We start from the raw sequence: 18,772 nt of genomic DNA, 5'->3' as shown, positions 1-18,772 counted from the left end.
CCACGTCACGCCGAATAAAGCCCGGACCCGCCGTCAGCGACGCCCGAGTGTTCAGCTCTCGAACACGTGTGCGTCTCCGGGGGCGAAACCTAACTCGACCGTCTCGCCCGCGTCCGAGGGGTTCGTCGCGCGGACGGTCACCTCGCGCCCGTTCCAGTCGAGGTGGACGCGCGTCGTCTCGCCGAGGAACTCCGTCTCTCGGACCGTCGCCGTGAACTGATTCTCACGCCCGTCGATCTCCAGCCGTTCGGGTCGGACGCAGAACGCGACGTTCCCGCCGTCGAACCGCGGCGACCGAGAGGTCGACGACTCGGGGTCGACGTGAACCGCTTCGCCGACGGATGACGACTCGTCCCCCGTCGCGTCGACCTCGAACACCGTCTCGCCGACACGCACGCGGAGCCGTCGCAACCCCTTCGTTTCCCGTGCACTCGCCGTACTGTCGGTCTCATCGATCAGTTCGCCCTCGAACAGGTTGTTGTCGCCGACGAAGGAGGCGACGAACCGCGTCGCCGGACGGCGGTACACCTCCCGCGGCGGTCCGACCTGTTCGACACGTCCGGCGTTCATCACGGCGACGCGGTCGGAGACGGCCAACGCCTCCTCCTGGTCGTGCGTGACGTACACCGTCGTGATCCCCAACTCCGACTGAATCTGTTTCACCTGCAGGCGGAGGCGTTCGCGGAGGCGCGCGTCGAGCGCGCTCATCGGTTCGTCCAGAAGCAGCAGACGCGGTCCCGGCGCGAGCGCGCGAGCGAGCGCCACGCGCTGTTGCTGTCCGCCCGAGAGTTCGGTCGGGTCGCGGTTTTCCATCCCCGCGAGGTCGACGAGCTCCAGGAGCTCAGAAACCCGCGCTTCGCTCCCGCGGCGTCGCTCTCGGTCGGCGAATCGGAGTCCGTAGCCGACGTTCTCGGCGACGCTCATGTGCGGGAACAGCGCGTAGTTCTGAAAGACGACACCGACGTTTCGGCTCTCCGGCGGCACGCCCGACACACTCTCGCCGTCGAATCGAATCGCGCCCTCGGTCGGTGACTCGAACCCCGCGATGAGTCGCAACGTCGTCGTCTTCCCGCATCCGGAGGGACCGACGAGCGTGAAGAACTCGCCGTCGCGGACGCGGAGGCTCACGTCGTCGAGCGCCGCCGTTTCGGCGTACGTCTTCCGAACGTTCTCTAGGGTGATTTCAGACACCGCGGGACCTCCCGCCGAAGCGTTCGATGACGACAAAACTGAGGCTCGTGACGAACAAGAGAATACAGCCCATCGCCGTCGCTGGACCGAGGCGACGGCCGAGGTAGCGTTCGACGGCGACCGGCATCGTATAGCTGTTCGACCCGGTGGCCAAAATCACCGTCGCGTCGAACTCGCCGACGCTGATGGCGAAGGCGAACGCCGCCCCGGCGACGACGCCCGCGGCCACCAGCGGCAGTTCGACGTCCCACAGCGCCCGCGTCCGCGACGCGCCGAGGCTCCGCGCGGACTCGACCAGCCGCGGGTCCAAGTTCCCGAGAAGCGGCGCGACGTTGCGGGTGACGAACGGATACGCGCTCACCGAGTGCGCCGCGACGATGGCGACGGCACCCGCGACGGTGAACCGGTAGCCGAACGCCTCGACGCCGAACACGAGTCCCCGAAGGAGTCCGAGACCGACGACGATGCCGCTCACCGCGAGCGGGGCCATAGAGAGCGCATCGACCAGTTTCCGACCGCGGTAGCGCCGCGTCGTCAACACCGCCATCACGACACCCATGGGAAGCGCCAACAGCAACGTGCCGACGCCGAACAACAGCGAGTTGAGAACTGCGGGAAGCGGACTCACCTGAAACTCGGTCGCCGTCGCCTGCCGCTGGAGCAGGAATTCGTAGTAGCGCGCCGTGAGCGATCCGTCGGGCGCGGTGACGCTCGAAAGCAGCATGCTGGCGACGGGAGCGACGAAGACGAGTAGCACGACGACGCCGTAGCCGAAGGCGGCGACGCGCGAGAGCGCGTCTTTCGCGGACAATCTACGGAACGACCGCGGAATCAACCGTTTTCGGGGCGCCGGACGCGCACCTGCGGCGAACGCGGCGGTCTGCTGGCGGGCCTCGTAGCGGAGGTAGGCGTAGGTGAGACCGAGCGAGACGGCCGTCTCGACGACGGCCAGCGCCGCCGCGTCGGCGTACGCCAGTTGTTGGACGCGGTAGTAGACGAACACCTCGATGGTCGCGTACTGGAGGCCGCCGAGCGCCAACACGATGGGAAACGAGGCGAAGGTGAAGACGAACGTCAGCGTCGCCGAGACGAGAATCGCGGGGAGCAGTTGCGGAACGACCACATCGAGAAACGCCCGCGTCGGCGACGCACCCAGACTCCGCGCCGTCTCCACGGTCCGCGCGTCGATACTCTCCCACGCCGCCGTCGTCATCCGCGTCACGAGCGGCGCGTTATAGAATGCGTGCGCGACGATGATCGCCGGAAGTGTGTACAACAGGCTCACCTGACCGAGACCGACCGTTGAGAGAAGGCGGTTAAGCGTCCCGTTCGCACCGAAGGTGGCGACGAAGCCGATAGCGACCATGATAGAGGGGAGGACGAACGGGAGGATCGTCAGGGAGCGAAGCGTCTTGCGGCCGCGGAACTCGAAGCGCGACAGCACCCACGCCCCCGGGAGGCCGAGCGCGACGCTGGCGACGGTCGACAGCGCGGCCTGATACGCGGTAAAACCGATTATCTCGACGAGGTAGAACCGCGACGTGAGAACCTCGCGAAGCGGTTCGAACGACAGTGCGCCGTCGACGACGACGGCCTCGACGAACACCGTCGCCACCGGGTAGTAGAACAGCACGACGAGGACGACGCCAGTCGCGACGGCGACGAGCGTCAGCGCGCGGGATTCGAGCCAGTCGGAGACCGTGACGCGTCGCTGTCCGGACGCCGTCCGTGGCCCGCCGTCGTCGCCCGCCTCCATCTCCGCGCCCGCCGCCGAATCGCTCACGTCAGTTGCTGGCGAACTGCCGTGCCCACGCGTCGGTCCACTCACTGAGGTTCCCTTTGAGCTCCTCGTAGGTGAAAGTGACCGGCGTCTCCGGCTCCTTGGCGTACTGCGCGAACTCCTCCGGCAGCGGCGCGTCGGCGATGGCCGGGAACTGGACGTTTCTGACGGCGATTTCGGCCTGTACTTTGGGCCGGAGCATGAACGAGAGGAAACGATTCGCGAGCTCCGTGTTCTGCGAGTCGGCGAAGCGCGCCATCCCCTCGGGGTTGGCGTACGCCTCGCCGTTCAAGAAGCGGATCTGGTGTTCGCTGAGGTCCTCGCCCTCCTCGTTGGCGTACACCTGGTCCGTCGAGTAGGAGACGACCATCGGCGACTCGCCGTTCGAGTAGGCGGCGTAGGAGTCCTCCCACGTGCCGAGCACCCGAACCCCGTTCTGCTGCAACTGCTCCCAGTAGTCGAGGTAGCCGTCCTCGCCTTTCGCCTTGATGGTGTGGAGCAGGAACGCCTGCCCCGTTGCGCTCGACTGCGGGTCCTGCGCGAGGAGGTCCCCTTCGAACTCCGGTCGCAGCAGCCCGTCGAACGTCTGCGGTGCGGTCGCATCGTTCTCGTTGTAAACGAGACTGATGTAGCCCGTGTCGTACGGAATCGCGCGGCCCTGTGGGTCGAACTCCAACCCGGACTGCACCGCGTTTCGACCCTCAACGGCGTCCGATTCGACGGGTGCGAACAGCTGTCCGTCGACGTTCTCGTCGACGCGGATGAGCATGTTCGTGTCGAGTCCCACGTAGGCGTCGGCGTCGCTGTCGACGCCCTGGGCCGCGCGTTCGATGAAGTAGTTGATTTCGTTGTCGGGAATCTGCCACTCCAGCGTGGCGTCGAACTCCGACTCGAACCGCTCTTTGATCCACTGACCGGGACTCGAACTCGGCGCGTCGACGAAGGAACTGTACGTCGCGACGCGGAGCGTTTCGGGACCCGACGGCGTCCCCGTCGCGGTTCCCGTCTCGCCTTCGGTTCCGTTCTGTCCGCCCGTTTCGTTCGCCGTCGGCCCGTCGGCCCCGTCGTCGACCGGTTCGGCGCTACACCCCGCGACGAACGCCGCGACGCCCGACGCGCCCGCCGCTTTGAGGAAACTCCGTCGGTTCATTACGTGGTAATTACACCGAGTGTTATTTAACGTTCGTGGTCTGTTCTCGCCGGAACGGGGCGCCGTCGGCCCGGTCGGACGGAGTCGACGGGACACCCAAACGGCTATAACGATTTCACGAAAATCCCATCCGTGACTTTCGAGCGTCGGTACGTTCTCGGGGCGCTGTTCGTCGTCTCGGCGCTTTTGGCGGCGGTGATACTGGCCGACGTGTTGGCGACGGTGTTTTTCGCCGTGACGGTCGCGTATCTGCTCTCGCCGCTGCGTCGGGAACTGACGCGACGCGGGCTGTCGGCGTGGACGTCGAGCGCCGTCGCCACCGCGGCGGCGTTCCTCGGCGTCGTCGCCGTCGCAGCACCGCTCGTCGGCGTTCTCGTCCTTCGATTCGACGCGCTCCGCGGCTTGCTCGGCATCGTTCCCGACGAAGTGACGCTCGCCCTGTTCGACTTCGCCTACACGGTGACGCTCGACCAGGCGACGGCTGTCACGCTCTCGCTCCTGCGGTCGCTCGCGGAGGAGGTCGTCGTCGCGGCACCGGTGCTGCTCATCAAACTCTCGGTGTTCGCGCTCGTCGTCTTCTCGCTGCTCTATCGGGCGGGGACGACGCGGGATGCTGTGCTGGCGCTCGTCCCACACGCCTATCGGGACGTGGCGAGAGCGCTCGACCAGCGCGCGCGCAACACGCTGTTCGCCATCTACGTGTTGCAGGCCGCGACGGCCGTCGGGACGTTCCTCGTCAGCGTGGTCGTCTTCGCGCTTCTCGGCTACGACTTTCCGATCGCGCTCGCGACCGTCGCGGCCGTGCTGCAGTTCGTTCCGGTTCTCGGTCCGAGTCTCCTGCTGCTGCTTCTGGCGCTCTACCATCTCACGCTCGGACAGACCGTCGCCGCACTCCTCGTCTTCGTCGTCGGCGGGTTCTTCGTGGCGTTTCTGCCGGACGTGCTCATCCGACCGCGACTCGCCCGGCGAACGGCTGACCTCCCAGGGAGCGTCTACTTCGTCGGCTTCGTCGGCGGATTGCTGAGTCTCGGTGCCCTCGGGGTCATCGTCGGACCGCTCGTCGTCGCGCTCGTCCTGGAGAGCGCGAAGTTACTTTCGTCCGAACTCGAACTACAGTTTTCAGACGAGTTACATTGATGCGGCAGCGGTATTTTGTGTGATGAACGCGAACGAACCACACACCATATGACTCTCTACGCCGAGTTTTCCCTCCCGGCCGAAGCACTTCCTTTCGGGCCGGTTCTCGCGGCGGCGTCCGACGTAAGAATCGAACTCGTTCGCGTCATCCCGACGAGACCGGACGTGTTTCCGTACTTCCGGGTCACCGGCGCCGACGAGGCGGTGATCGTCGACGTGCTCGCCACCCACGACGCCTTCGAGAGCGTCACCGTCCTCGGCGACGACGGCGACGGAACGCTGTTTCAGAGCCGTTGGACCCCCGCCGGCGACGACGTTCTCGCGGGCTTCGCCTGTCTCGACGTCGCACTTCTCAGCGCGGTCGGGACGACCGACGGCTGGACGTTCAAATGTCGAGCGCCCACGCGGGACTGCCTCTCGGCGTTTCAAGCCCACTGCCAGAGCCACGACGTGCCGCTCGAACTCCGGCAGTTGCGACGCCTCCGCGAACGACGTACGCGGACCGAAGGTCTCACCGACGCGCAGCGAGAGACGCTCTTGCTCGCTTTCCACCGGGGGTACTTCGACGTTCCCCGACAGACGTCGCTCGACTCGCTCGCCGAGGAGTTCGATATCAGCAGACAGGCCGTCGCCGACCGTCTCCGCCGCGGCTACCGAAATCTGATTCGGCGGACGCTTATCGAGCACTGAGTGACGACGTTGTGATAAACCCAGTTACATAATCACTGGATACATTCTCGAAAATCCGTATCCACGAGTAGTCGTGACTACTACTCCTCCACCCTTGATTACCCCAGGGCCGAACGCGGAAACCTACCGAAGACACAGCGGCGAACGACCGAGCGACACCGTCGTCCGGGCCGTCGCCGACGCCGTCGACGTCGACCAACTCTCTTTGCCGCCGCTGTTCGACTCGCTCGACCCCGACGCACTCGACGACATTCTGAACGACTCGCTCGATCTGTTCGACCGACCCGGCGGTCGTGTCGTCGAGTTTCACTACGCCGGGTCGTCCGTCGCCGCGTGCGACGACGGGCGAGTCGTCGTCCAGTCGTACTGAGCGTCCGTCGAGCTCGCTCGATGCCGGGTCGTCTGCTCCGCCGACTGTCGTCTCCGGTTCCGTTCCCGCCTCCGTTCCCCTCTCCTCTCTTTCTCCGTCCTCATCTTTTTCTCCGTTTCATCTCCGTCTCGTTCCCATCTCTGTCTCCACCTCCCGTCTTACTCCGCATCCTCGCTTTCGATGGGTCCGCCGCGTTCCTCCCACTCGGTGAGGCTTCCCTCGTAGAACGCGATGTCCTCGTACCTGAGATGCCGGAGCACGAGGTACGTGTGACTGATACGGCGGGCGGTGTTGCAGTACAGCAGCACCTGCTGGTCGTCGCCGACGCCGTGGTCGGTCAGAATCGATTCGAGTTCTTCGGCCGGTTTCAGTCCGCGCGCCTCGTCGTCGACGAACTCCCGCCAGTCGAGTTGCACTGCACCGGGAATGTGACCCTCCTCGTACTCCCACGCCTCCCGCGTGTCGACGACGACCACGTCCGAGTCGTCGAGGCTGTCGAGGACGGTCTCGTAATCGACCAGCGGCGTCCGCTCGGGTCGTCGGACCTCGTAGGTCGTCGGTTCGGGGTCCGTAGTCTCCGTCGTCGTCGTCTCGTACTCGCGACTCCAGGCGCTGTAGTCGCCGTCGAGCAGGTGGAGACGGTCGGTGTCGTGTCCGTACAGTTCGGCGGTCACGAGGAACCGAGCGGCGAAGACGCCGTGGGTGTCGTCGTAGGCAACGAGGTGGTCGCCGTTGTCGACGCCGGCCGCTTCGAGCAACTCCGCCCACACCTCCTCTCCGGGTAACATCCCTTCGTCGCCCGCAGAGCTACGAAACTCGTCGAACGGCACGTTCACCGCACCGGGAACGTGACCGATGCCGTCGAACTCCCACGCGTCGCGCACGTCGACGACGCGGAGTTCGTCCAGTCGGTCGGCGACCCACGACGCGGCGACGACGGCGTTTTCGTACATGGGGCGGGCTACGGCCGGGTGGGATTTAGCTGTCGGCGTCGCGGTCACGACTGACTCTCGTCTTTCCTACCGGGGTATTTTGCCGGCACTTGCCGACTCGTCAGCCGTGCAACACTGGAATAAATCGCTCGTCGGGCAGGATGATGCAACATTATCCGGTACTTCGCTCGAACGGCCGTACATGCCGGGGGTGGAGGGATTATGCTCCCGGAGAACGTAGACATCTGCGATGGCAGATTACGCAAAAGACGTGCTCGTTTCGGCGGACTGGGTGGAAGACCATCTCGACGACTTCCAGAGCGACGACCCCGACTACCGACTCGTGGAAGTCGACGTGGACACCGAGGCGTACGACGACAGTCACGCCCCCGGTGCGATCGGGTTCAACTGGGAGACGCAACTACAGGACCAGACGACCCGCGATATCCTGACCAAGGAGGACTTCGAGGACCTGCTCGGCTCTCACGGCATCAGCGAGGACTCCACAATCGTCCTCTACGGTGACAACTCCAACTGGTTCGCGGCGTACACCTACTGGCAGTTCAAGTACTACGGCCACGAGGACGTGCGCCTGATGAACGGCGGCCGCGACTACTGGGTCGACAACGACTACCCGACGACCGACGAGGCGCCGGAGTTCCCCGAGCAGGAGTACGACGCTCGCGGCCCCTTCGAGTCCATCCGCGCGTACCGCGACGACGTCGAGAAGGCCATCGACCGCGGTCTGCCGCTCGTCGACGTTCGCTCGCCCGAGGAGTTCAGCGGCGAGATTCTCGCCCCGCCGGGACTGCAGGAGACCGCCCAGCGCGGCGGTCACGTCCCGGGCGCACGTAACATCTCGTGGGCGGCCACGGTGAACGACGACGGCACGTTCAAGTCCGCCGACGAACTCCGCGAACTCTACGAGTCCGAGGGCGTCGACGACAACCAGGACGTCATCGCGTACTGCCGCATCGGCGAGCGCTCCTCGATCGCGTGGTTCGCGCTCCACGAACTGCTCGGCTACGACAACGTCACCAACTACGACGGCTCGTGGACCGAGTGGGGCAACCTCGTCGGCGCACCCGTCGAAACCGGCAGCAACGACGACTGAGCGCCCGTCACTTCGACGGCTCTCGCTCCCCATTTCGAGTTTTTTCGAATGTGACTACCGCCGACGAGCGGATGCGCTCGCCGGGTAGTCAGTGAAGGATGGGGGGGATACGAGGACTTGGCCTCGTCGAACGCGGCGCACCGGGACTGCATGGCTTGGCTAAGTTCGTTGGCACGCGAACTGTGTTTGGGTCCGGTGTTCCGCGGTTCGCAGTTACTACTTACAACCCCACCCACTAAACGACATCACCTAATATGTTAGGCATTGGGTTTCGAACGATGGCCCGATCGTCGCGACCGAGACGCGTCGCTCCTCGCGTCAGGTTTCGGAGATTGGGAAGAACGAGGGGTACTCCTCGCTAAACACGGCGCGTCCGGAGTGCATGGCTTGGCTAAGTTCGTTGGCACGCGAACTGTGTTCGGGTCCGGTGCGTCCGTGTTCGCGTACTGTAGTTGGCGCTTCGTCCACTAAGTATCGGTACCAGATATATTAGGTCGCCGTACTGCCTGCCGAACAAGAGTGACAGCTACGTGCGAGACTCTACGCCGGGCACCGTCGAGACGCATCGCTGGTCGCATCGGATTCCGAAGATGGTTTGAGACCGAAGCCTCGTCGAACGCAGCACACCGGGACTGCATGGTTTGGCTAAGTTCGTTGGCACGCGAACTGTGTTTGTGTCCGGCGCGTCCGCGGTTCGCGTCTCAAGAACGTAGCGCTATCCACTAAACTCGTCCGCTTAACACAGTAGGTTTCGAAATCCGAACGGCGAAAGGAGTCTCAAGAGTAGTACCAACTCGTTCATCGCCGTACTAACTGGCGATAAACGAATCGGTACTCGGCCCGCTTCCGTCCCGAGACGGCGCGCTCACCCGCCGAGGACGGCGGCGGCGATTCGGGGCGTGAGAAACGCCTCGATGAACGACGCCACGACGAAGACGACGGCCAGTCCGACGAGTATCCGGAACGCGCGCCGCAGCTCTCCGGCGAGCGACGCCGCGTCGCGTCGCCCGCGGTACGCACTCCACCCGACGCGACCGAGATGCAGTCCGAGCGCGCCCGCGACGATCAACCCCGGCAGTTCGATGACGCCGTGCGGTGCGACGAGCGCCAGAAACGGCGTCAATTCGAATATTCCGGCGAGCGCACCGACGAGAAGCCCGTTGAACGCGAGACTGACTGCCGCCGGAACCCCGAGCGCGAGGCCGCCGTAGGCACTGCCGGCGGCGACGAGCCAGTTGTTCGCCGCAATGTTGACGAACGTGTCGACGGGGAAGACGCCGAAGACGCCCGCCACGTCGCCCGGGGCGCCGATTCGAATCCCGTACCCGGACGTCGCGACGTAACCCGCGAGGACGCTCCCGGCCAGCACGAACGTCGAGACGAGATTCCAGCCCGGATGTTCGACGACGAATCGGCCGAGCGCGCCCACGCCGTCGCGCGTCCCCGAGACAAGGCGGCGTCGTCGCGGGGTCGGCTCGCCCTCGATTCCGTACCCGCTCTCGCGCTCGGAGAGTCCGCGCTCGGCGTACAGCGAGGTCTTGAAACCGTCGAGAACCGGCGAAATGAGAAGAATCGAGAGCAGCGTCCCGGCCTGCGTGACTCCGAGTGCCCCGGCCGTCCCGATGACGATGCCGTTGCCGACGAACGCTGCGCCCGCGACGAGCACGTAGAACAGGAAGTCGACGGGCCGCCGGAACGGAAACCGAACGCTCGCACGGAGCGCGTCGACCAGTCCCTCGCCGTCGACGACGAGCGACTGCTCGGTGAACGCCAACAGCAACCCCACGACGAGCGCGAGCACCACCCCGACCAGCGCGACGAGAACCCCCAGCACGATTCCCGCGACGCCGAGCAACGACAGCGCGAGTGCGACCAGCGCCGTCACGAGAAACAAGCCGCCGAACAGCGCGGTTCGCAGGAGCAGAAAGCCGACGAACGAGCGCCAGAACCGCCTCGCGCCGCCGATCCCGCCGACGGTCGGGTCGCCCCCGTCTATTGCGGCCAGCACCGCCGAGAGCGTTCCGGCCCGGACGACGCCGGTCGCCAACAGACCGAGAACGACCGCCACCAACACCGACACTGCGAGCACCGCGGCCGTCACCGGCGTCACGAGCACCGCGAGCGCGTCCGCCAGTCCGGTCGCAGTCGTCGGTTCAGCGGGGTCGACAGCGGCGAAGTCGACCTGCTGGACGCTGTCGACAAACGCGTCGAGTCGTCCGTTCGAGGAGAGGGCGGCGACTGCGACGGCGATACCGACGAACATCGGGACGCGAGCGATGACGCCGACGCTCGTCGCGAGGAGGTAAAATGGGAGGACGGCGACCGGATGGCGATCTGGGAGTCGGAATCCGGTGCGGAGGGCTGTGGAGATGCGCACGTTCGCCAGTTAACAGCCATCCCCGTAACTGTATCTCTCGGATGATTGTTCGACGCGCGCTCGCTGTCGTACAGCGGCGACTCCCGAGGATGCGACCGAATCGGCGACCGAGCGCTCGACGGCGGATTGACGACGGCGCAGGTTACAAACGCCCGTCCCTCGTACGTCTTCGCATGAACGGGTACGAACTCATCGAGGCGCTGCGCGACGACCACGAGACCGCCCTCTCCCGACTCGGCTCTTCGAAGGCGCTGTACGCGCTCACCGGCGGGGAGATGGACGCCCCGGCGATCCGCGCCGCCGCCCGCGACGAAGCGGAGACGGCCGCCCGCCTCTTCGAGGAGTGGGCCGAGATCGAAGACGACAGTGACGCAGCCGACCTGTTCTCGGCCGTCGCCGACGCGGAGACCGACCATCGCGACGCCGTCGAGAGTGAGGACACCAACCCCGACACCGACCGTCGGATGTACGAGGTGCTCGACGGCTTCGAAAATACGGAAGAACGGGCCGGCGGCCTCCTCGCGCGTTCGATAGTCGCTAGCCGCCTCGCCGGACAGATGGTCGGCTTCTTCGTCGGCAGCGCCGACACCTCCTCGGCGGACGCGTTTCGGAGCATCCGCGACGACTACGACGACCAACTGGACCGCGCCGCAGAGCTGCTCGATTCGGTCTGCGACGACGACGCGGACTGGGAACGCGCCCACGCCGCCGCCGACACCGTCGTCGACGCCGCGTACGACCAGTACGTCGAGACGCTCGAATCGATGGGCGTCAAGCCGAAAAACGTCTGCTGACCGCCGAAGCGAACCGTTTTCTTCGGCTGATGCTCTCAAATCTCCACGCGAACTGAAGGGGTTCGGCCGCCGCGCTCGGGAATCGCCCCGTTCAGACGCCCGCGACGCCGGACCGATAGTCGGTGATGGCCTCGCTCGCACTTTCGACGTGCGCCTTCGCCTCGCCGTCGAGTTGTGCTGCGATGTCTCGCAGTACGTTCAGGTGTCTGTCGAGTCGGCCGTGGTCGGGTCCGCGCTCTCGATTCGCGAGGTCGGTCAACTGCTCGGACTGCTCTACGAGTCGCTCTCGGAGCGCGCCGTCCGTCAGTTCGCTCGCCTCCCGAAGTTCGTCGCTCGCCCGCTGGAGTTGTTCGCGTTCCATGTGAGTGAGTAGCTCGGAATCAGGCAAAGTGTTTCGGAAACCGTGCTCGCCGTTTGGGCCCACTTACCGACCAGTATGGGGTGAGTAACAATGGCGTGTCTCTCGGAAACCACACGCAATGACCGCGTCGACCGAAGAGAGTCACGACCGAGACGACCGTGACACGTCTCGTTCGCAAGCGGAACCCCCCGTCGATGGCGGGAGCGAGTCACTCGACGCCGCCGAGTCCTCCGGAGATACCACCGTCGACGATGGAATCGATTCCGAACCGGACCGCGAGGACGCCTCCGAAGACGGAGCCGAACTCGACGACCTCGTCATGCGACCGTTCGAGACCGACGACAGAGACGAACTGCTCTCGCTGTACGAGACGGCGACGGGCGAGACCCCCGAGCGGTTCGCTCGGCGATTCGTCGACAACCCGTTCAACCCCGACGAGACGCCGATACTCGTCGCCGAACGCGACGGCGAGCTCGTCGGCGCGCACCTGTCGGTCGCCGTCCGGATGTGCGTCGGAACCGACGTGGTGACCGCCCGCCGCACCGCCGGTATCATCGCTCATCCCGAGTACGGAGAGACGGATCTCGCCGACCAACTCTCGTCGGCCGCCGCCGAACGATACGTCAACTCGTCGACCGCCTTCGCGTTCGACTTTCTCGACGGCGACGACGAGGCGCTCGCCAACGCGCTGGCGTTCGGCTATCGTGTCGTCGACAACGTGCCGACGTACTACCGAATCCGGAACCCGTTCGCGTTCACCGCCGACCGCGGCGCTGTTGGCCGCGCGCTCGGCCGACTCGGGAGCGTCGCCGCACGCGGTTACCTCGCCGCGAAGCGTCGCCGAATCGCCGTCGACCGCGACCTCGCAGTCTCCCGCGTCGACGGCGTTCCCGCCGAGCGACTCGCGGCCCTCGCGGAGCGCGTCGACGCCGACGACGTCCGCGCCGTCCGTGCTGTCCGCGATGCCGAGTTCTACGACTGGCGGTTCGACGACTCCGCCGAGTCGTACCGGACGTACTTCGCCGCCCGCGACGACGAAACGGTCGCCGCAGTCGTCGTCGCCGATCCGGACGAGAACAACCGCGTCGAACTCGTCGACGTGCTTCCTGCCGGACCCGCGGTTGAGAAAACCGGAGAAACCGCCGCGATTCGGACACTGCTCGTCGCTATCGCCGAGCAACACGCCGACGCAGAGTTCCTGATGGCGTTCGGGTCGGCGTTCCCCGACGAGACGATGCGGGCGGCCGGATTCGTCCGTGACGACGACTACCCCCTGTCGCTTCTGACCGCGCCGCCGACGCTCGTCGCGTACCCGTACGTCGACGACGACGTGAGCAATGCCGACTCCTGGCGCTGTGGCGGCGAGATGCTCACCGACGGCACCGTCTGGACTCCGACGTTCGCAGAGCGGTCGCTCTAGCCGCCTCGCCCCCGATCGCTCCGCTCCTTTCGTCGGTGCGGAACCCGGTCGTCAGCACGAAACCCGGTCGTCGGCACGACCCGCCCCATCGCCGTCGCGGACCGCCCCGTCGTCGGCGCTCGGACGCACCCGTAAAGTAGCTCCGTCACGTACCACGGCCGATGAGTGACATCGACTCCGGACCGTTGTCGCCCGACCGGCCGGAGGCCGACCGCCGGTTCCGCGTCGACGCGCCGTTCGACCCCGCAGGCGACCAACCGGAGGCCATCGAGCAGTTGGCCGACGGCTACGCGAGCGGGATGGAGACGCAGACGCTGCTCGGCGTGACGGGCAGCGGGAAGACCAACACCGTCTCGTGGACCATCGAGGAGGTCCAGAAACCGACGCTCGTTCTCGCGCACAACAAGACGCTCGCCGCGCAGTTGTACGAGGAGTTCCGCAGCCTCTTTCCCGACAACGCCGTCGAGTACTTCGTCTCCTACTACGACTACTACCAACCCGAGGCGTACCTCGAACAGACCGACACGTACATCGACAAGGACATGTCGATAAACGAGGAGATAGACCGCTTGCGCCACTCGGCGACGCGGTCGCTTCTCACCCGCGACGACGTCATCGTCGTCGCCTCGGTCTCGGCCATCTACGGTCTCGGCGACCCGCGCAACTACAAGGAGATGGCCCTGGAGTTGGAGGTCGGCGAGGAAATCGACCGCGACGAACTGCTGAAGCGACTCGTCGACCTCAACTACGAGCGAAACGACGTGGACTTCTCGCAGGGTACGTTCAGAGTTCGCGGCGACACCGTCGAAGTGTTCCCGATGTACGGCCGCTACGCCGTCCGCGTGGAGTTCTGGGGCGACGAAATCGACCGGATGATGAAGATAGACACGCTGCAAGGCGAAGTCGTCTCTCAGGAACCCGCGGTGCTGTTCCACCCGGCGGAGCACTACTCCATTCCGGAGGGGCGTCTCGAACGCGCCACCGAGGAGATCGAGGAGTTGATGGAACAGCGCGTGCGCTACTTCGAGCGAAACGGCGACCTGATCGCCGCCCAGCGCATCGAGGAGCGCACGACGTTCGACCTCGAGATGCTTCGGGAGACCGGCTACTGCTCGGGCATCGAGAACTACTCGGTTCACATGTCCGACCGCGAGTCGGGCGAGGCACCGTACACCCTTTTGGACTACTTCCCCGACGACTTCCTCTGCGTCGTCGACGAGTCGCACGTCACGCTGCCCCAGATAAAGGGGCAGTTCGCGGGCGACAAATCGCGGAAGGACTCGCTCGTCGGCAACGGCTTCCGACTCCCGACCGCCTACGACAACCGCCCGCTGACGTTCGAGGAGTTCGAGGAGAAGACCTCGGACCTGCTGTTCGTCTCCGCGACGCCCAGCGACTACGAGCGCGAGCACTCCGAGCAGATCGTCGAACAGATCGTTCGCCCGACCCACCTCGTCGACCCGAAGGTCGAACTCGCGGAGGCGACGGGGCAGGTCGACGACCTGATGGGCCGCATCGACGAGCGAATCGAACGCGACGAGCGCGTGCTCGTGACGACGCTCACGAAGCGCATGGCCGAGGACCTCACCGAGTATCTTGAAGAGGCGGGCGTCGACGTGGCGTACATGCACGACGAGACCGATACGCTCGAACGCCACGAACTCATCCGCGACCTCAGGTTGGGGAACATCGACGTGCTCGTCGGCATCAACCTCCTCCGGGAGGGTCTGGACATCCCCGAAGTATCGCTCGTCGCCATCCTCGATGCCGACCAAGAGGGCTTTCTCCGCTCCGAAACAACACTCGTCCAGACGATGGGCCGCGCCGCCCGCAACGTCAACGGCGAAGTCATCCTCTACGCCGACGAGATGACGAACTCGATGGAAGCCGCCATCGAAGAGACCCAGCGCCGCCGCGAGATTCAGACCGAGTTCAACGAGGAGCACGGCTACACGCCCGAGACGATTCAGAAGGAAGTCGGCGAGACGAGTCTCCCAGGGAGCAAGACCGACACCTCCGACACCTCCGTCGACGACATCGAGGACGCCGACGCTGCCGCCCGGAAGGTCGATCTGCTCGAAGACCGGATGGACGAGGCCGCGAGCAACCTCGAGTTCGAACTCGCCGCGGACATCCGCGACCGGATTCGGAAACTCCGCCGGGAGTTCGACCTCGATAACCCGGACGACGGCGTCGCCCCCGAAATCGATCCCGAGTTCTGACCACCGGGCGCTACGTCGCCGAGAGTCGCTTCCGGTAGACGTTCTCGCCGTACGTCTCTCCACGCATCGTCACCTCACCCTCCCCCGTCTTCTCGAAGCCGAGATTGCGGTAGAACTCGTTGCCCATCTCGTTGTCCGCGAGGACGATAGCCTCCAGTCGGTGCATGTTGAAATCTTCGAGGTCCGAGCGGAGGCGTTCGTACAGCGCGGAGCCGACGCCGTCGCGCCAGTGGTCCGGGTCGACGTAGAGACGGACGATGTCGCCCTGCTCGGCCTCGACGACGCCGTGACAGAAGCCGACTACCTCGCTCTCTTTCTCGGCGGCCAGAAACGCCGTCCCCGGTTTGCCGAGCACATCCGAAAGCGCCTCCTCGGAGTACCACTCCGAGACGGTCTCCGCCACCGTCTCCGCGCCGAGGATGTCGCGGTACGTCGCCTCCCACGACCGCCGGGCGACGCGCTGTATCGCCTCGATGTCATCGGCGTTGGCCGGTCGTATCTCCATGTGTCTCCGTAGCACGCCGACGGGGAAAGCCGTTGCTCGGATCGGCTGACACGACGGGCAGGACGGACTAGGAAAACCAACTAAAATTGTATTACTGAAAGCACTGTTGGAAACATTTATGCCGCTCCCGTCGGTCATCACGCGGTACGGTTCGACCGGGCCGACAGCGCCGACGCGGGTGCATTCGGCCGTTCTCCGGCGAGTTGCGACGCCGTTCAGCGGCGCGACCGCCGGGAGTCGAACTCACTACTCCCACACATGAGCCAGACTACCGACGCACACGCAGAGACCGTCCGTTCGGTGCTCGAAGACGCCTGTCGCGACCGCGACGCCGTCGACGATGTCGACCGCCTCGTCGACGCCGCCGAGCGAAAACTGTACGACGGCGCGTCAGTCGATGAACGCTACAAAGCCGTCGTCGACGTGTTGACCGCCCGAACCGAGCGCGACCCGGCGTTCGACGCCGCGGCGGCCGACGCGTTCCGACGACGCTACTACCGTCGACTGCTCGACGCCGACCTTCGTGGCGACGCGCTCGACGCCGCCTACCGCGAGTCGTTCCGCGAGGGCATCGAGCGCGGCGTCGCCGAAGAGTTGCTCGACGACCGCATGCTCGCCTACGACCTCGACGAACTCGCGGAGACGCTCGTTCTCGACCGCGACGAGGAGTTCGGTTACATGGCGATGGAGACGCTCGAAAAGCGCTACTTTCTCCGGACGAACGACGGCGAGTGCCTCGAACTGCCGCAGTCGTTCTGGATGCGCGTCGCGATGGGCGTCGCGCTGCGCGAACTCCCCGAGGAGCGCACCGAGCGCGCGAAGGAGTTCTACGAACTGCTGTCGACGCTGCGGTTCGTCCACTCGACGCCGACGCTGTTTCACGCCGGGACGACCCACCCCCAGCTCTCCTCGTGCTATCTGACGACGGTCGACGACGATCTCGACGACATCTTCGACGCCTACGGCGAACACGCGAAGCTCTCGAAGTGGTCCGGCGGCCTCGGCAACGACTGGACGAACGTCCGCGCGACCGGCGCGCTCATCGAGTCGACCGGCGTCGAGTCGACCGGAGTCGTCCCCTTTCTGAAGATCTCGAACGACGTGACCGTGGCCATCAACCGCTCCGGAAAGCGCCGCGGTGCGGCCTGCGCTTACCTCGAGTGCTGGCACATGGACTTCCCGGCGTTCGTCGACCTCCGGCGCAACACCGGCGACGAGCGACGCCGCACCCACGACATGAACACAGCGGCGTGGATTCCCGACCTGTTCATGAAACGCGTCGAAGCCGACGAGCAGTGGACGCTGTTCTCGCCCGACGAGGTGCCCGAACTGCACGGCACATACGGTCGGGAATTCGAGGAGCTCTACCGCGAGTACGAGGCGAAAGCCGACGCGGGCGAGCTGCGGCAGTACGAGCGCGTCGACGCCGCCGATCTCTGGCGGACGATGCTCACCCGGCTGTTCGAGACGGGCCACCCGTGGCTGACGTTCAAAGACCCGTGCAACGTCCGGTCGCCGCAGGATCACGCGGGCGCCGTTAACTCATCGAACCTCTGCACCGAGATCACGCTCAACACCTCCGAGGACGAGACCGCCGTCTGCAACCTCGGTTCGGTGAACCTCGCGCGGCACGTCGCGGACGACGCCGACGGCGCGGGAGCGCTCGACCGCGAGCGCCTCGCTGACACCGTTGGAACGGCGATGCGGATGCTCGACAACGTCGTCGACCTGAACTTCTACCCGACCGAAGCGGCCGAACGTTCGAACTTGCGGCACCGCCCGGTCGGCCTCGGCGTGATGGGCTTCCACGAGGCGCTCGTAGACTGCGGCGTGTCGATGGCCTTCGAAGACGCCGTCTCGTTCGCCGACGAGGCGATGGAGTTCGTCGCCTACCACGCCGTCCTCGGCTCCTCACGGCTCGCCCGCGAGCGCGAACCGTACGACAGCTACGAGGGATCGAAGTGGGACCGCGGGCTGTTCCCGCAGGACACGGTCGAACTCCTCGAAGTAGAGCGCGACCGCGAGATACCCGTCAACGTGACGGAGACGCTTGACTGGGGGCGCGTCCGCGAGCACGTCGCCGAACACGGGATGCGAAACTCGAACACAATGGCCGTCGCGCCGACGGCGACCATCTCGACCATCGCCGGGACGACGCCGTCCATCGAACCGCGCTACTCGAACCTCTACGTGAAGTCGAACATGTCCGGCGACTTCACCGTCGTCAACGAGACGCTCGTCGAACAACTGAAGGACCGCGACCTCTGGGGTCCCGAACTGCTCGACCGCATCAAGTACCACGACGGCTCGATTCAGGAGATAGACGCGATTCCGGAGTCGCTGCGCGAACTTCACCGGAGCGCATTCGAGATAGACCCGCGTCACCAGCTTCGACTGTCGGCGCAGCGCGCCGTCTGGGTCGACCAGAGCCAGTCGCACAACGTCTTCTTCCCCTCGACGGACGGGACGCTGCTCGACGACGTTTACCGGACCGCATGGGAACTCGGGCTGAAGACGACCTACTACCTGCGGACGCTCGGCGCGAGCCAGATAGAGAAGTCGACGCTCGACATGGCCGAGTACGACGACACCCAACTGCGCGGCGACGAGTCTGGAAACGACGCCGACGGAGGCGACGGTGACGCCGACGACGGCAACGAGTGGGCGTCCGATGACGCCTGCGACCTCCCGAGCGTCGAGGACCCCACCTGCGACGCCTGCCAGTAGCG

Annotated in this window: 16 protein-coding genes; 9 read left to right on the top strand and 7 right to left on the bottom strand. The window is 65.6% G+C overall.

The window, feature by feature from the left end; translation table 11 throughout:
* Nucleotides 1-51: 51 nt before the first annotated feature.
* Genes LAQ58_RS15050 through LAQ58_RS15040 form a run of 3 tightly spaced genes read right to left on the bottom strand, consistent with a single transcriptional unit; the run spans nucleotide 52 to nucleotide 4,121 of the window.
* Entirely contained in the window at nucleotides 52-1,191 is a 1,140-nt protein-coding gene (locus LAQ58_RS15050) for an ABC transporter ATP-binding protein (protein ID WP_224448256.1), read from the bottom strand.
* Nucleotides 1,184-2,947 (bottom strand): ABC transporter permease, encoded by a 1,764-nt coding sequence (locus tag LAQ58_RS15045; RefSeq protein WP_224450188.1) that lies wholly within the window; start codon nucleotides 2,945-2,947, stop codon nucleotides 1,184-1,186. Before LAQ58_RS15045 ends, LAQ58_RS15050 begins: the two co-directional genes overlap by 8 nt.
* Nucleotides 2,948-2,975: 28 nt before the next feature.
* A complete protein-coding gene (locus tag LAQ58_RS15040) occupies nucleotides 2,976-4,121 on the bottom strand; it encodes a thiamine ABC transporter substrate-binding protein (protein ID WP_224448255.1) in 1,146 nt (381 codons plus the stop codon).
* Between the two features lie 132 nt (nucleotides 4,122-4,253).
* Here LAQ58_RS15040 and LAQ58_RS15035 point away from each other — a divergent pair, with 132 nt between their 5' ends.
* The 3 genes from LAQ58_RS15035 to LAQ58_RS15025 all read left to right on the top strand — a co-directional run bounded on the left by LAQ58_RS15035 (nucleotide 4,254) and on the right by LAQ58_RS15025 (nucleotide 6,318).
* Nucleotides 4,254-5,258 carry an AI-2E family transporter gene (locus tag LAQ58_RS15035; RefSeq protein ID WP_224448254.1) on the top strand — a complete coding sequence of 335 codons (1,005 nt, stop codon included), beginning with the start codon at nucleotides 4,254-4,256 and terminating at the stop codon, nucleotides 5,256-5,258.
* 48 nt (nucleotides 5,259-5,306) lie between these two features.
* Nucleotides 5,307-5,948 (top strand): helix-turn-helix domain-containing protein, encoded by a 642-nt coding sequence (locus LAQ58_RS15030; protein WP_224448253.1) that lies wholly within the window; start codon nucleotides 5,307-5,309, stop codon nucleotides 5,946-5,948.
* A 94-nt stretch (nucleotides 5,949-6,042) separates the two neighbouring features.
* Nucleotides 6,043-6,318, top strand: a complete 276-nt coding sequence (locus LAQ58_RS15025) for a HalOD1 output domain-containing protein (RefSeq protein ID WP_224448252.1) — start codon at nucleotides 6,043-6,045, stop codon at nucleotides 6,316-6,318.
* A gap of 158 nt (nucleotides 6,319-6,476) precedes the next feature.
* Here the strand turns inward: LAQ58_RS15025 and LAQ58_RS15020 are convergent, their stop codons facing one another.
* Nucleotides 6,477-7,271 carry a sulfurtransferase gene (locus LAQ58_RS15020; RefSeq protein WP_224448251.1) on the bottom strand — a complete coding sequence of 265 codons (795 nt, stop codon included), beginning with the start codon at nucleotides 7,269-7,271 and terminating at the stop codon, nucleotides 6,477-6,479.
* A gap of 229 nt (nucleotides 7,272-7,500) precedes the next feature.
* Here LAQ58_RS15020 and LAQ58_RS15015 point away from each other — a divergent pair, with 229 nt between their 5' ends.
* Nucleotides 7,501-8,364 carry a sulfurtransferase gene (locus LAQ58_RS15015; protein WP_224448250.1) on the top strand — a complete coding sequence of 288 codons (864 nt, stop codon included), beginning with the start codon at nucleotides 7,501-7,503 and terminating at the stop codon, nucleotides 8,362-8,364.
* 865 nt (nucleotides 8,365-9,229) lie between these two features.
* On the opposite strand, the gene LAQ58_RS15010 is transcribed toward LAQ58_RS15015, so the two are convergent.
* Nucleotides 9,230-10,741, bottom strand: coding sequence for a stage II sporulation protein M (locus LAQ58_RS15010; protein WP_224448249.1), 1,512 nt, complete (start codon nucleotides 10,739-10,741; stop codon nucleotides 9,230-9,232).
* Nucleotides 10,742-10,786: 45 nt separating this feature from the next.
* Between LAQ58_RS15010 and LAQ58_RS18950 the strand changes: the two genes are divergently transcribed.
* Nucleotides 10,787-10,918: a hypothetical protein gene (locus tag LAQ58_RS18950; protein ID WP_255594911.1), complete on the top strand. Its 132-nt coding sequence runs from the start codon at nucleotides 10,787-10,789 to the stop codon at nucleotides 10,916-10,918.
* Nucleotides 10,915-11,535, top strand: a complete 621-nt coding sequence (locus tag LAQ58_RS15005; RefSeq protein WP_224448248.1) for a transcription antitermination protein — start codon at nucleotides 10,915-10,917, stop codon at nucleotides 11,533-11,535. The genes LAQ58_RS18950 and LAQ58_RS15005 overlap by 4 nt, the downstream gene beginning before the upstream one ends.
* Before the next feature lie 91 nt (nucleotides 11,536-11,626).
* Here the strand turns inward: LAQ58_RS15005 and LAQ58_RS15000 are convergent, their stop codons facing one another.
* Nucleotides 11,627-11,896 carry a DUF7553 family protein gene (locus tag LAQ58_RS15000; protein ID WP_224448247.1) on the bottom strand — a complete coding sequence of 90 codons (270 nt, stop codon included), beginning with the start codon at nucleotides 11,894-11,896 and terminating at the stop codon, nucleotides 11,627-11,629.
* A gap of 118 nt (nucleotides 11,897-12,014) precedes the next feature.
* On the opposite strand from LAQ58_RS15000, the gene LAQ58_RS14995 reads away from it, so the two are divergent.
* A complete protein-coding gene (locus LAQ58_RS14995; protein WP_224448246.1) occupies nucleotides 12,015-13,316 on the top strand; it encodes a GNAT family N-acetyltransferase in 1,302 nt (433 codons plus the stop codon).
* A 161-nt stretch (nucleotides 13,317-13,477) separates the two neighbouring features.
* Entirely contained in the window at nucleotides 13,478-15,538 is a 2,061-nt protein-coding gene (gene uvrB / locus LAQ58_RS14990) for an excinuclease ABC subunit UvrB (RefSeq protein WP_224448245.1), read from the top strand.
* Between the two features lie 10 nt (nucleotides 15,539-15,548).
* Here uvrB and LAQ58_RS14985 read toward each other — a convergent pair whose 3' ends face one another.
* Nucleotides 15,549-16,043, bottom strand: coding sequence for a GNAT family N-acetyltransferase (locus tag LAQ58_RS14985; RefSeq protein WP_224448244.1), 495 nt, complete (start codon nucleotides 16,041-16,043; stop codon nucleotides 15,549-15,551).
* Between the two features lie 258 nt (nucleotides 16,044-16,301).
* On the opposite strand from LAQ58_RS14985, the gene LAQ58_RS14980 reads away from it, so the two are divergent.
* On the top strand, nucleotides 16,302-18,770 hold the full coding sequence (locus tag LAQ58_RS14980) for a ribonucleoside-diphosphate reductase subunit alpha (protein WP_224448243.1): 2,469 nt from the start codon (nucleotides 16,302-16,304) through the stop codon (nucleotides 18,768-18,770).
* The last annotated feature ends 2 nt before the right edge of the window (nucleotides 18,771-18,772 follow it).

This window comes from Haloprofundus salilacus, from assembly GCF_020150815.1.
In the GTDB taxonomy this organism is placed as follows: domain Archaea; phylum Halobacteriota; class Halobacteria; order Halobacteriales; family Haloferacaceae; genus Haloprofundus; species Haloprofundus salilacus.
The sequence above is the reverse complement of the archived record's forward strand: the minus strand, read 5'-3'. Positions and strand labels throughout refer to the sequence as shown.